15 protein-coding genes are annotated in these 12,390 nt (G+C 70.6%); 5 read left to right on the top strand and 10 right to left on the bottom strand.

Features of this window, described 5'->3' with window-relative positions; translation table 11 throughout:
* Positions 1 to 16 precede the first annotated feature (16 nt).
* From AB0K82_RS09305 to AB0K82_RS09295, 3 genes are all read left to right on the top strand, one after another.
* Positions 17 to 1,333 (top strand): MATE family efflux transporter, encoded by a 1,317-nt coding sequence (locus AB0K82_RS09305; RefSeq protein ID WP_364394679.1) that lies wholly within the window; start codon positions 17 to 19, stop codon positions 1,331 to 1,333.
* 181 nt (positions 1,334 to 1,514) lie between these two features.
* The gene (locus AB0K82_RS09300; protein ID WP_364394677.1) at positions 1,515 to 1,952 is read left to right on the top strand and encodes a hypothetical protein; all 438 of its coding nucleotides are present in this window, start codon (positions 1,515 to 1,517) and stop codon (positions 1,950 to 1,952) included.
* 54 nt (positions 1,953 to 2,006) lie between these two features.
* On the top strand, positions 2,007 to 2,195 hold the full coding sequence (locus AB0K82_RS09295) for a hypothetical protein (protein ID WP_345366212.1): 189 nt from the start codon (positions 2,007 to 2,009) through the stop codon (positions 2,193 to 2,195).
* A gap of 190 nt (positions 2,196 to 2,385) precedes the next feature.
* Here the strand turns inward: AB0K82_RS09295 and AB0K82_RS09290 are convergent, their stop codons facing one another.
* From AB0K82_RS09290 to AB0K82_RS09265, 6 genes are all read right to left on the bottom strand, one after another.
* Positions 2,386 to 3,183: a peptidoglycan recognition family protein gene (locus AB0K82_RS09290; protein WP_364394675.1), complete on the bottom strand. Its 798-nt coding sequence runs from the start codon at positions 3,181 to 3,183 to the stop codon at positions 2,386 to 2,388.
* Positions 3,184 to 3,350: 167 nt separating this feature from the next.
* Positions 3,351 to 3,797 (bottom strand): 50S ribosomal protein L9, encoded by a 447-nt coding sequence (gene rplI / locus AB0K82_RS09285; protein WP_364394673.1) that lies wholly within the window; start codon positions 3,795 to 3,797, stop codon positions 3,351 to 3,353.
* A 17-nt stretch (positions 3,798 to 3,814) separates the two neighbouring features.
* Positions 3,815 to 4,051 carry a 30S ribosomal protein S18 gene (rpsR, locus tag AB0K82_RS09280; protein WP_252781265.1) on the bottom strand — a complete coding sequence of 79 codons (237 nt, stop codon included), beginning with the start codon at positions 4,049 to 4,051 and terminating at the stop codon, positions 3,815 to 3,817.
* A gap of 74 nt (positions 4,052 to 4,125) precedes the next feature.
* On the bottom strand, positions 4,126 to 4,707 hold the full coding sequence (locus AB0K82_RS09275) for a single-stranded DNA-binding protein (RefSeq protein WP_364394671.1): 582 nt from the start codon (positions 4,705 to 4,707) through the stop codon (positions 4,126 to 4,128).
* Between the two features lie 51 nt (positions 4,708 to 4,758).
* Complete coding sequence (rpsF, locus tag AB0K82_RS09270) at positions 4,759 to 5,049, bottom strand: 30S ribosomal protein S6 (protein ID WP_345366221.1); 291 nt, start codon at positions 5,047 to 5,049, stop codon at positions 4,759 to 4,761.
* Between the two features lie 152 nt (positions 5,050 to 5,201).
* The gene (locus tag AB0K82_RS09265) at positions 5,202 to 5,345 is read right to left on the bottom strand and encodes a hypothetical protein (RefSeq protein WP_345366223.1); all 144 of its coding nucleotides are present in this window, start codon (positions 5,343 to 5,345) and stop codon (positions 5,202 to 5,204) included.
* Positions 5,346 to 5,497: 152 nt separating this feature from the next.
* Between AB0K82_RS09265 and AB0K82_RS09260 the strand changes: the two genes are divergently transcribed.
* Together AB0K82_RS09260 and AB0K82_RS09255 are read left to right on the top strand one after the other, a co-directional pair.
* A complete protein-coding gene (locus AB0K82_RS09260) occupies positions 5,498 to 5,785 on the top strand; it encodes a hypothetical protein (RefSeq protein WP_364394669.1) in 288 nt (95 codons plus the stop codon).
* Positions 5,786 to 5,892: 107 nt separating this feature from the next.
* Positions 5,893 to 6,651, top strand: a complete 759-nt coding sequence (locus tag AB0K82_RS09255) for a deoxyribonuclease IV (RefSeq protein ID WP_364394667.1) — start codon at positions 5,893 to 5,895, stop codon at positions 6,649 to 6,651.
* Between the two features lie 129 nt (positions 6,652 to 6,780).
* Here AB0K82_RS09255 and AB0K82_RS09250 read toward each other — a convergent pair whose 3' ends face one another.
* The 4 genes from AB0K82_RS09250 to AB0K82_RS09235 all read right to left on the bottom strand — a co-directional run bounded on the left by AB0K82_RS09250 (position 6,781) and on the right by AB0K82_RS09235 (position 12,138).
* On the bottom strand, positions 6,781 to 7,230 hold the full coding sequence (locus AB0K82_RS09250) for a barstar family protein (protein WP_364394666.1): 450 nt from the start codon (positions 7,228 to 7,230) through the stop codon (positions 6,781 to 6,783).
* A gap of 87 nt (positions 7,231 to 7,317) precedes the next feature.
* Positions 7,318 to 8,526, bottom strand: a complete 1,209-nt coding sequence (locus tag AB0K82_RS09245; protein ID WP_364394664.1) for a hypothetical protein — start codon at positions 8,524 to 8,526, stop codon at positions 7,318 to 7,320.
* A gap of 3 nt (positions 8,527 to 8,529) precedes the next feature.
* Complete coding sequence (locus AB0K82_RS09240) at positions 8,530 to 9,951, bottom strand: glycosyltransferase 87 family protein (RefSeq protein ID WP_364394662.1); 1,422 nt, start codon at positions 9,949 to 9,951, stop codon at positions 8,530 to 8,532.
* 9 nt (positions 9,952 to 9,960) lie between these two features.
* The gene (locus AB0K82_RS09235) at positions 9,961 to 12,138 is read right to left on the bottom strand and encodes a transglycosylase domain-containing protein (RefSeq protein WP_364394660.1); all 2,178 of its coding nucleotides are present in this window, start codon (positions 12,136 to 12,138) and stop codon (positions 9,961 to 9,963) included.
* Between the last annotated feature and the right edge of the window lie 252 nt (positions 12,139 to 12,390).

Here is a 12,390-nt window from a genome sequence, read left to right as displayed (position 1 = left end):
GTTACAGTGGCACATCATGACGTTCCGGCACCCCCATGACCGGGAGATCCTCCGCCTCGCGATCCCCGCGTTCGGCGCGCTCGTCGCCGAGCCGCTGTTCCTCCTCACCGACTCGGCGATCGTCGGTCATCTGGGGACGGCCTCGCTCGCCGCGCTCGGGGTCGCCGGGCAGATCCTCAACACGCTGGTGAACCTGTGCGTCTTCCTCGCGTACGGCACGACCGCGTCCGTCTCCCGCCAGGTGGGCGCCGGCAACCACCGCGCCGCCGTACGGCAGGGCGTGGACGGGATCTGGCTCGCGGCCCTCATCGGGATCGCGCTGATCGTCGTCGGGCGGCCGCTCGTCCCCGTGGTGGTCCGCGCCTTGGGCGCGTCGGCGGCCGTCGCGCCGCAGGCGGAGACGTACGTGCACATCAGCCTCCTCGGCGTCCCGGGCATGCTGATCGTGCTGGCCGGCACCGGGGTGCTGCGCGGGATGCAGGACACGAGGACGCCGCTGCTCGTCTCGGTGGGGATGTTCGTCGTCAACGCCGGGCTGAACGCGCTGTTCGTCCTGGTGCTCGGGGCGGGCATCGCGGGCTCGGCGTGGGGCACGGTCCTGGCGCAGACCGGCGGGGCCGTCGCCTATGTCGTCATGGTCCTGCGTGGCGCGCGGACGTATGGCGCGCCGCTCCGCCCGGACCTCAGCGGGCTGCGAGCGTCGGCGACGGCCGGCGTCGGCCTGCTGATCCGCACGCTCAGCCTGCGCGTCGTCCTCGTCGTCGCCACGATGGTCGCCGCCCGTCTCGGGGACCCGCAGATCGCCGCGCACCAGATCGCGGCGAACGTCTGGACGCTGACGGCGTTCGCCCTCGACGCCATCGCGATCGCCGGGCAGGCCATCACCGGGCGCCAGCTCGGCGCGGGCGACGTCGCGGCCGCGCGCGCCGCGACCCGCCGGATGGTCGCGTGGGGCGTCGCCTGCGGTGTGGTGCTCGCGCTCCTGCTGCTCGCGGTACGCCCCTGGCTGCCGGACGCGTTCACGGCCGACGCCGCCGTACGGTCCCAGTTGCTCGGCGCGCTGGTGATCGTCGCTTTGTTGCAGCCGATCGCGGGGGTGGTCTTCGTGCTCGACGGCGTGCTCATCGGCGCGGGCGACATGGCGTACCTGGCGGTGGCGGGCGTGCTCCAGACGGCGGCCTTCCTGCCGGTGGCCTGGCTGGCGTACGCACTGGGCGGCGGCCTGGTGTCGCTCTGGCTGGCGATGGGCGTGTGGATGGCCGCCCGGCTGGTCACGCTGGGCCTGCGGGCCCGTACCGACGCGTGGTCGGTCGCGGGCGCCGTCCGCGGCTAGTCCTCCCGGGCGGCCATACGGGCCGAACCTGCGGCGCGGCCGGACGCGGGAGGCCGTACCCGGCCGAACCTGCGCGCGGCCATGCGCGGCCCGGCCTGGGGGCGGCCGTAAGCGGCGATCCGGGTCGGCGACCGTACGCGGCTAGTCCTGGCGGCGCGTCCTGCACAACACGCGAGCCCAGGTGGCGCTGCTGGCCCCCGGCCCGCGCGTCGACGCGCTGCGCGACATCTTCACCGCCCTCGCCTCGACCGCGGAGGCCAACCGCCTGCTCACCGACCTCATGGCCGATCTCGACCTGCGGTACGACGTGGCCGCCGACCACCCGCTCGCGGGCCGTTACTGCCCCGACCTGGTCCTGACCGTCTCCGGTACGGCGACGAGCGTGGCCCGGCTGGCGCGGAGCGGGCGCGCGCTGCTGCTCGATCTCGACGACCGGCCCGGCGTACGGGACGCGGTACGGCCGTGGGCCGGTCGCGTCGAGGCCGTGACGGCGCGGACGGACGACGCCCCGGCCGCCGCCGTGCTCGTACGGCCGGACGGGTACGTGGCCTGGGCCGGTGAGGATGTCGGTGGCCTGCGGGAGGCTTGCGCCCGGTGGTTCGGCACGGCGCGCGAGTGACGAAGTACGGCGGAAATCCGCTCCCCTGTCGGCCCGGGGCGCTAGACTTCGAACATGTGTTCTACACAAGGGGAGCGTCTGGCTCACCTCACCCGAGCGATCGACGACCTGGCCGCCGAAGGCCTCGGCGGCCTCCCGCCGGACGCCTGGGCGGAGCGGGTGGCCGGCATCTGGGCCCTCGTCGAGGGGCTCGATCCCGAACTCGCCCGCCGCCGCGCCTGCTACTCGACTCTGGAGTCCTGAACGACGCCCGCGCGCGGACGTCGCCGTCCCGGCGTTCGCGCGCGGAGGCCTTACGGGCGCCCCGCACGGGCCGCCCACCGTGGGAGCCCACGCGTCACGCCGGTCCACACGCGAAGGCCTCGCCCGGAGCGCCCGCAGGCGGAGACATCGCCCCGGGCGCCCTCGCGCCGGTCGCCGGCGGCCGGAGGGTCTACTTCTCGTGGTCGTGCAGCCGGCGGTGGTGGCGGGACGTCAGGCGACGTCGCGCGTCGGACGGCGAGTCCCCATGCGGTGGGTCCCGGTGCGGTGGGTCCCCGCGCGATGGGTCCCCATGCGGCGGGTCGGCGTGCGACGCGGCGTCGTCCAGGGCCCGCGCCACCTCGGCGCGCAGGCGTGGCAGCCGGCGGTAGAGCACATCCCCCGGGCAGTCCGTGTCGTTGTAGTCGCGGTGACCGATGATCGCCACGGACGGATCGAGCCGGTAGGCCGTGCACAGCCAGAAGCAGACGCCGACCAGCGCGTCCCACAACCGGCCGGGCACGTCCTCCTTCTCGTACGTGCCCTCGTTCTCGATGCCGATCGTGTGGTCGTTGTGGTGCAGCGACTGGGCGCCGACGACGAGCCGGCCCTGCTGAATGGTCGGCAGGGAGCCCGCCCGTCCCTCCATGACGTGCCCGCCACGGCTGATCGTCAGCTGCTCTCCGATGTCGTCCCAGCCCTGGTTCTTCATGTGGTAGCGCTGGATCTGCCGGGAGAGCTCGAACGCGTGCGAACGGGACAGATCGGAAGCATTGGGCGAGGCGGTGTGGTGCACGATGATGTGGTCCGGCGCGCGGTCCAGCACCCTCGGTGGCCGCCTCGGCGGCACCGCGCCCCACTCTCTGCGCGTGTACACCTTCGGTGTCACGTCGGCGTTCGCCCACATCATCCCGCCGGCCATCATGACATCGGCGGCCACGATGCCCAGCATCCCCCGCAGCACATCCCGGCGCAGCGTCCCCTCACGCACGATCGCGGCCACCCCCCGTGGACGACTGATCGCTAAGCGTAGTGATCGCGACGCGGAATGCGAGGAGGCCGGATTGGGTGTTTCACGTGGAACGCCACCGGACCCGCCCGGATACGCGAAGGGCCGGGTCTCACCGGACCCGGCCCTTCACCTGCGCTGAAGCAACGTCAGCCGGCGAGAACCTCAAGGGAGATCTTGGCGCTCACCTCGGGGTGGAGGCGCACCGCCACCTCGTGGGAGCCGACCGTCTTGATCGGGTTCCGCACCTCGATGCGGCGCTTGTCCAGCTCCGGGCCGCCGGACGCTTTGACGGCGCCGGCGATGTCGGCCGGGGTCACCGCGCCGAACAGCCGACCGCTCTCACCGGCGCGCGTCCGCAGCCGGACCTTGAGCTTCTGCAGGTCCTTGCTGATCGCCTCGGCCTGCTCGACGCTGGCGATCTCACGGGCCGCGCGGGCCTTGCGGATCGAGTCGATCTGCTTCTCCGCGCCGCGCGTCCACTGGATCGCGAAGCCGCGCGGGATCAGGTAGTTACGGCCGTAGCCGTCCTTGACCTCGACGACCTCGCCGGGAGCGCCGAGGCCGGAGACCTGCTGAGTCAAAATGAGCTTCATGAACAGTGACTCCTTTCTCAGCGGGCCGTGCTGGTGTACGGCAGCAGCGCCATCTCGCGCGCGTTCTTGATCGCGGTGGCGACGTCACGCTGGTGCTGGGTGCAGTTGCCCGTCACCCGGCGCGCGCGGATCTTGCCGCGGTCGGAGATGAACTTGCGCAGCAGCGCCGTGTCCTTGTAGTCGACGTAGGAGAGCTTCTCCTGGCAGAACAGGCAAACCTTCTTCTTCGGCTTGCGTGGTGCCGGTTTCGCCATCGTGGTGCTCCTTAGAAGAGAGCCCCGCTCACGCGGGAATGGTCGGTCGGATGATGAGTGATGCCCGTACGGGCTTAGAACGGCGGGTCGTCGGAGAAACCGCCGCCCCCGGTCGCCCAGGGGTCGTCGGCCGGCGCGTTGCCGCCACCGAAGCCGCCGCCTCCGCCGCCCGATCCGCCCTGACCGCCACCGAAGCCGCCGCCCTGGCCGCCGCTGTAGCCGCCCTGGCCGCCGCCGCCGTAGCCGCCGCCTCCGCCACCGCCGAAGCCGCCTCCGCCGCCACCCGAACGCTGGGACTTGTTCACCTTGGCGGTGGCGTTCTTCAGCGACGGGCCGACCTCGTCGGCCTCAAGCTCGAAGACGGTGCGCTTCTCACCCTCGCGGGTCTCGTACGACCGCTGCTTCAGACGGCCCTGGACGATGACCCGCATGCCGCGCTGGAGGCTCTCGGCGACGTTCTCCGCCGCCTGCCGCCAGACGTTGCAGGTGAGGAAGAGGCTCTCGCCGTCCTTCCACTCGCCGGACTGCTGGTCGCGGAAGCGAGGGGTGGAGGCCACGCGGAAGGTCGCGACCGGCTGCCCGTTCGGGGTGAAGCGCAGTTCGGGATCGGCGACCAGGTTGCCGACGATCGTGATCTGGGTGTCGCCTGCTGCCATGCGGCTCTCCGGTTACAGATCGGTGCGTGTCGTGGGCTGACCGGGGAACGGTCAGTGGGCCTCGGGGCGGATGACCTTGGTGCGCAGGATGGACTCCTGCAGGTTCAGCTGCCGGTCGAGCTCTTTGACCGTGGCGGGCGTGGCCGTCAGGTCGATGACCGCGTAGATGCCTTCGGACTTCTTGGCGATGTCGTACGACAGGCGCCGGCGGCCCCAGACGTCGACCTTCTCCACGCTGCCACCGCCGTCCTTCACCACGGTGAGGAACTGGTCGAGCGACGGCTGGACCGTGCGCTCCTCGGTGTTCGGGTCGAGGATGACCATGACTTCGTAACGACGCATGCTGGTCCCAACCTCCTTTGGACTGGTGCGGTCACGGTCTCTCCGTGACAGGAGGGCTCTTGCGTCGTCCCGCGTCTCGGATGCGCGGGACCGACAAAGGCTATCAACAACCGGCAGCTCAATCGGCCGGAAGCCGTGGACCGGGACCCGCGCTAGCGGCCTCGGCGCCGGTCCAGCTCGGACATGATGTCGGCCATCCGCGACCGCATGCGGGCCGTCTGGGTCGTCAGCATGGACAACTCCTCGATGAGCTCGGCGTCGTCGATGGCGGCCAGGTCACGAGTGATCATCGTCATGGCATCCTCCATTCGAAACCACGTTCGACCATACCGGTGGGGACCGACAGAACGCTCGTCGCCCCGTGGCCCTCGACCAGGGTCTTGACCTGCCCGGCGGCAGGGAACGACTCTGGGAGAACACCACCCCGTGTAGGAGGTGACGAATCGTCATGTCACCACTGGCCATCCCGCGACGTCTGCTGGAACGGCAGGCCCACCCCCTGGAGAACTCCCTCGCGCTCGTCACCGTGGCCGCCGGCCTCGCGACCTTCGTCCTCGGGGCCGTCCACGCGACGCACTTCGTCGCCGTGTGCCTGGGATTCGTGACGTTCCTCTTCGGCCTGTACTCCCAGTTGGTCTCCGCGACCACGGTCGAGCGCTGGCTGAACGTCCTGGGCATCGGCATGGCCTTCGTCGGCCTCGGCCTGGGTCTGTCGCATGGCGGCTTCACGGTCTGACCGGCCGAGGCGGTCGGAGGAGCCGGAGCGGCCGGAGCGACCGATCCGCGGTGGTGGATTCTCGTCGGTCACCGTTCTGGTCGGACCGCGCGCGTAGGCTCGTCGCCATGCTGCGAATCGGAGCCCACGTCGACCGAACGGACCCGCTCGCCGCCGCGGCCGCGAAGAAGGCCGAGGCGGTCCAGTTCTTCCTCGGAGACCCGCAGGGCTGGAAGGCGCCCGTCCTGCCCGAGGGGTACGAGGCGATCCGCGACTCCGACGTCGACGTGTTCATCCACGCGCCGTACATCGTGAACGTCGCGTCGTCCAACAACCGCATCCGGATCCCGAGCCGCAAGATCCTCACCCAGCAGCTCGAGGCCGCCGCGAAGATCGGCGCGAAGGGTCTGATCGTGCACGGCGGGCACGTGCTCAAGAACGACGACCCGCAGAGCGGCTTCGACAACTGGCGCAAGGTCTTCGAGCGGATGGAGGATCGCCCGATCCCCGTCCTCATCGAGAACACCGCCGGCGGGGACAACGCCATGGCCCGCAAACTGGACCGGATCGCCCGGCTGTGGGAGGCCCTCGACGGCTTCGACGTCGGGTTCTGCCTGGACACCTGTCACGCGCACGCGGCGGGTGAGGACCTGGTCGACGTGGTCGAGCGCGTCAAGGCCATCACCGGCCGGATCGACCTGGTGCACTGCAACGACAGCCGCGACGCGTTCGGCTCCGGCGCCGACCGGCACGCCAACCTCGGCGACGGCCGGATCGACCCGGAGCTGATCCTGGCCGTCGTACGGGCGGCCGGGGCGCCGGTGATCGTGGAGACGCCCGGCGACGGGCAGGCCGCCGACATCGCCTGGCTCCGCGAGCACCTCTGACCCGCCTCCCGCCGTACCGGGCACGGGAGTTGTCCACAGGCTGTGGACGGCGTCGCGCCGTGGTGGGCCCCTGATTCGCCGGACGCCGAGCGGCCGGCTGTCCACAGGCTGTGGAAACCGGACCGCGACTCAGGCGTCGGGGAGCCCCACGGGTGCGTTCTCCCGGTCCTCCTCCGTCACCAGGATGAGGACGGACAGGGGCGTCGAGGTGTCCCGCCAGTGCTCGACGGCGGCGGTGAAGACCTCCAGCAGCGTCTGGTGGACCGCCGGGTCGGCGCCCGCCAGCTCCCGCCAGTGGTCGTACATCACCAGGTAGCCGCAGTTGGCCGGCGCCCAGGACAGGTCCCGTAGGCCGTCCTGGAGGGCGTCCCAGTTGTGCCCGAAGTACGACGGCATGAGGAACTCCTCGGCGCACCGATCGAGGAGCGCCCGCTTGTCCCGCACGTCGTGGACGTCGAGCCAGAAGACTCTCCGGCCGGCGCGTTCGGCCTCGGCGGCGCCACGGGCGGCCTCCTTCCGGTCGACGGGCCAGGTGTACACGCCCGGTGGCCGGCGTCCGGTCAGAAGCTCCGCGATCATCTCTCACCCGTTCGACGCGTTCGAAGGTCCGGCGGTCCGCCGCTCGCTGTACCTACCTTCGATGGTCCTCCGTACACCCACCCGGCGTCAGCCCGCCCAGCCTCCGGAGTTGTAGGTCACCACCTCGGCCGTCATCAGCGGCACGAAGACGACGATCAGGATCACGTACGCCGGACGCCGGCACCGCCCGACCGCCAGCCACAGCGGCCACCACAGCAGTGTCGCCCGGCCGATCGACAGGTAGTACGCCGAGGTCAGCAGCGAGATCAACGGCAGTCCGACGTACACGCTCTCCGCCCACTGCCGCCGCCACAACAGCCAGCAGGTCAGCGCGACGCCGACCGCGGCCGCGATCAGCTCCACCCGGAAGGCCGTCGTGAACTGGTCGTGCGTGCCGAAGGCCGCGTTCCACGTCGTCTCGAAGGAGGTCCACGGCCACACCGTCGAGCGTCCCCAGCCCGCCTCCTGTGCGTGCTGCCACGCCGACCAGTCGCCCGTACGACGCCAGAGGTACGCGGCGTAGCCCAGCACCGGCAGGAACGGCACCGCCAGCCACGGCGCCGACCGCCATCGCCGGTCGGCGGTCAGGAACTCCACGATCAGCGCCGCGGCGAGGAAGAGCCCGGTCACCCGCACGCAGGACGCGCCCGCGGCGCACAGTACGGCGGCCGGCCACCGCCGCTGCCTGGCCAGCAGCCAGGCCGGCAGCGCGAACGCCAGGAAGAGGCTCTCGGAGTAACCGGCGAACAGGAACACGGCGTACGGGCTGACGAGCAGCGCGAGCACCGCGCGCGGCCCCGCGCCGCCCAGGTGCGAACCGGCGTGCGCGCCGAGCCTGGAGTGGCCGACGTGCGCCCCGCTCCCGTCGGCGTGGACCCCGCTTCCAGCGGTGCCCGTCACGGCCTGCTCGCCGAGCCGGGCCAGGGCGACCGACGCCACCGCGCCGGCCACGAGGCTGACCAGCAGTGCCAACAGTTCCCAGTTCGGGATCAGCGGATGGAGGATCCGCAGCACGACCGGCAGGCCGGGGAAGAAGGCCGGCAGCCCGGCGTCCGGCGGGTGGGCGGGATTCCCTCGGTAGCCGTACTGGGCGATCTCCACGAAGTGGTCGACGTCCCACTGGGTCCACCGGCCGAGGAAGGAGTCGTGCAGGTCGCCGTACGACCACAGCGCCGAGGCGAGGAGCGAGATCCCCAGCACGGCCGCCCGTGTGCCGAACCAGGCGTGCAGCGCGAGCCGGTCGCCGACGCGGAGCCACGCCGCGCCGACGCCGTCCGAGCGGCCTTCCTCGACCATGGCTCAGGCGGGCCGGGGAACCCGGCGGCGCAGCAGGACGAAGCGGTCCTCGGCGTCGTCCAGGACGCCGCCGGCCGGGTCGTCGGCGCCGCCGGCCCGTACGGTGTCGAGCCGGGGCACGAGGATGTCGATCACGACGAGCACCGCCAGCAGCAGGACGGTCAGGAACCGGGCCAGCAGCGCGATGAAGTAGACGCCGTCGCTGATGCCCGCCGTGGGGGCGTGTCCGGAGAGGACGGCGGACAGGGTGGCGGACAGCCCCACGCCGGGATGCTGCTTGGCGCCGGCCATGAGGTACCACCAGATGCCGAAGAAGTAGACGATCTCCCCCGCCTGCCACAGCAGGAACGCCGGGAGCTTCGGCCGGGCCAGCGCCACCAGCGGCAGCAGCCACAGGACGTACTGCGGCGACCAGACCTTGTTGGTCAGCAGGAAGGCCGCGAGCGTCAGGAACAGCACCTGCGGCAGCCGGGGCCGGCGCGGGGCCAGCAGCACGAGCAGCGCGATGCCCAGCGCGAGGACCACGAAGCCGGCCTCGCCCATGAGGTTCAGCGTCGACACCGTGTCGACCGACGACAGGCCCTTGCGCTCGGTCAGGAAGAAGATCGAGCCCCAGTCGACCGGGCGTTCCTGGTTGAACGTGTAGAACCGGCCCCAGCTGTCCCATGCCGCCAGCATGATCGGCACGTTCACGACCAGCCAGGCGACGACCGTACCGGCCAGCAGCCGGCCGAACTCCCGCCACCGGCCCGCGCGCAGGCACAGCAGGAACAGCGGGCCGAGGAAGATGAGGGGATAGAACTTCGCCGCGACCGCGAGGCCGAGCAGGACGCCCGCGACGCCGGGGCGACGGCGCGCCCAGGCGGCCAGCGCCAGCGCGGACAGGACCACGGCGAGCAGGTCCCAGTTGATGTACGAGGTGAGGAGGAGCGCCGGCGACGCGGCGACCATCAGCCCGACCCGGCGGCTCTGCCCGCCGGCGACCAGCGCGGTCGCCAGCACGGTGACCACCGCGCACAGCACGAGCATCACCGCGGTCAGGTTGAAGAACCACATGCCGCGCGAGACGGCGTCATCCCCGCCGAACCAGCGCGCCGCCGTCGCGGCGACCTGCATGAACCCACCGGTGAGCACGGGGTACTCCACCGGCTCGGGGATCTTGTCGAGGTACGGGACCTTCCCGTCGGCCAGGCCCCGCCCGAAGTACAGCGGATAGATGTCGGTGTAGCAGGCGTTGCGCACCGTCGGGATGAAGTCGAAGCCCACCTGCTTGCACGGGACCTTCTGGAGGTACCCCAGCACCGAGACGGCCGCGGTCGTGGACACGAGCAGCGGCAGCACCTGCCGGAGGCCCGTACGGACACCGGCGGGGCCGGGGGAGTTCGCGGCTCCCCCGGCCCCATCGATCAGCTGTGACTCCGGCATGCCAGCAGGTTAATCCTTGAGCGGCCGGGCGGCCCGGCCCTGGACGTCCTGGGCGTTGTTGCCGTGGTTACCGGGCCCACCCGGTTCCGTCGAGGGCGACGTGCAGGTCATGTCCCACGGCTTGCAGGTGGTGCCCGGACCCGGGCTTTTCGAGTGGTCCGGGCAGTCCGGCGTCGGGACTCGGTCGCAGTGCTTCGTGTCGTTCGGATTCGGCGTCTTGCGCGGCTTGCAGTCGTCGACCGCCGGCTCCTGGTCCGGCCGGCAGGTCGGCGTCGGCGTCGAGGACGGCGTCGTCATCGTCGGGCTCGGCGTCGCGTACGCCTTGTTCTCACCGACGTACGCCGGCGGATCGAATGACCCGGTGGTCTTGCCCTCCAGTGCCTGGCTCATGTAGTCGTGCCAGATCTGGGCGGGTAGGTCACCACCGTTGATGTGGCCGTAGTCGCCGACGTGCTGCAGCAGACCGTACGAGCCGGCCCGCTTGTGCTTACCCTTCGTGATCGGGTCGTGGTAGATCCACATGCCGACCGTGGTGACGTACTGCACCGGGTCGGAGCCCGTGGTCGGCGGGGTGAAGCCGGAGAACCACGCGGACTTGTTGCCGTTGGTCGTACCGGTCTTGCCGGCCACCTGGTGGTCCCCGAGCTGGGCCCGGACACCGGTACCGCGCTTGACGACGGCCTGCATGGCGTACTGGACGTCGTGCACGAGGGGCGCCTCGAGCACCTGTCGCCTCTCGAGCGTCGGCTTCTTGATCACCTTGCCGTGTTGGTCCTCGACCCTGATGATGCTGTGCGGCGTGATGAACTTCCCGTCGTTGGCCAACGTGACGTATCCACCGGCCAGGTCCAGCGGGCGCATGTCCGACTGCCCCAGGAAGAAACCACCCTCACCGGGATGCCCACGCTGCAGAGCCGTCTTGGGAAGGCCTGCGTCCTCCGCGACCTGAAGGACGTTCTGCCACTTCGCCTTGAACCCAAGGGGCACGTACACCGTGTTGTAGGACTCGGCCGTCGCGTCGATCAGGTTGACGACCTTGTCGGTGTTGCCCTCGTCGTTGCTGAAGGGGGCGGCACCGACCGTGTGGGGAGCCACGCGGTCGCCCTCGGTGTTGATCCACGCGGGCGCGGCCGCGTTCATCGTGGTCTTCAGCCCGATGCCCTCCTTGATGGCGGCGGCGAGCACGAACGGTTTGAACGAGGAGCCGATCTGCGCGGTCGAGAAGTAGGCGTCGTCCACGGCCCGTTTGGTGAAGTCCTTGCCGCCGTACGCGGCCTTGATCTCACCGGTCTTCGCGTCGATGGTGACCAGGCCCACGCGCGTGTCGTTCGGCATGTTGTGCGCCCGCAGCTTCGCCTGCACCGTGGCGGCCGCCTTGGCCTGAAGCTTCGGGTCCCAACTCGTGTAGACCTTCAGCCCGCCGGTCTCCAGTTTGGCCTCGTCCACGCCCAGGGAGGTCAGCGCCTGCCGCACCCGCTCCAGGAGATAGTCCTTCTGCCCGCTGGTCTTGGTGGACTTCTGCTTCACGAACTTCGGCGGATGGTTCTTGTACTTGTCCGCTTCGGCCTGGGGGAGCGTGCCCATCGTGACCTCGCCCTGAAGCACCCAGTTGTATCGCGCGACCGTGTCCTGTAGCCGCTGCCCCGTGCTGCTCGGGTCGTAGTGGCCCGGCCATTTGACGTTGGCGGCCAGGACCGCCGCCTGCGGCACGGTCAGCTTGTCGGCATCGGTGTTGTAGTAGATCTTGGCGGCCGCCTGGATGCCGTTCGCTCCGCGGCCGAACCAGATGGTGTTGAGGTAGTCCTCGAGGATCTGGTCCTTGGAGTGCGACTTGCTGATCTTGATGGAGACGAACAGCTCTTTGAACTTCCGGGTGAAGGTGCGCTCCTGGTTCAGGTAGGCGTTCTTCACGTACTGCTGGGTGATGGTGGAACCACCCTGCGTGTCCCCGCCGGAGAGGTTGTTGACCACCGCGCGGGCGATGCCCGTCGGTGAGATCGCGGCCTCGTGGTAGAACTTACGGTCCTCGGCGGCGAGCACGGCGTTGCGGACGTTCGGCGACATCTTGCTGAGCGGAACGATCCGCCGCGAGGTGCCCATGACGCCGAGGACGGTCTTCCCGTCGGCGTAGTAGATCGTCGAACCCTGGGTACGAGTGCTCGCGTTGACCTTCGGCACCGGGGTCATCGCGTAGGCGACTCCGACCAGGCAGATGCTCGCGAGCGTGCCGATGCCGAAGACGGCGAGCCACAGCTTCCACGACAGGAGGCGGCGCCAGCCCTTCCGCTTCGCCTTCTTGCCGGAGCCGCGCCGCGTGCCGTCACCGTCGCCGGGACGCCGGCGGCGCCGTCCACGGGGTGCAACGCTGGCAGCTGTTCGCCTACAACGCCGCCACCGGACGCATCGACGGGTACAACGTCGAGCAGGGCACCCAGGGCC

The sequence above is a fragment of the Actinoallomurus sp. NPDC052274 genome, from assembly GCF_040679475.1.
GTDB lineage: Bacteria > Actinomycetota > Actinomycetes > Streptosporangiales > Streptosporangiaceae > Actinoallomurus > Actinoallomurus liliacearum.
This window is presented reverse-complemented; position numbering and strand designations above follow the sequence as displayed.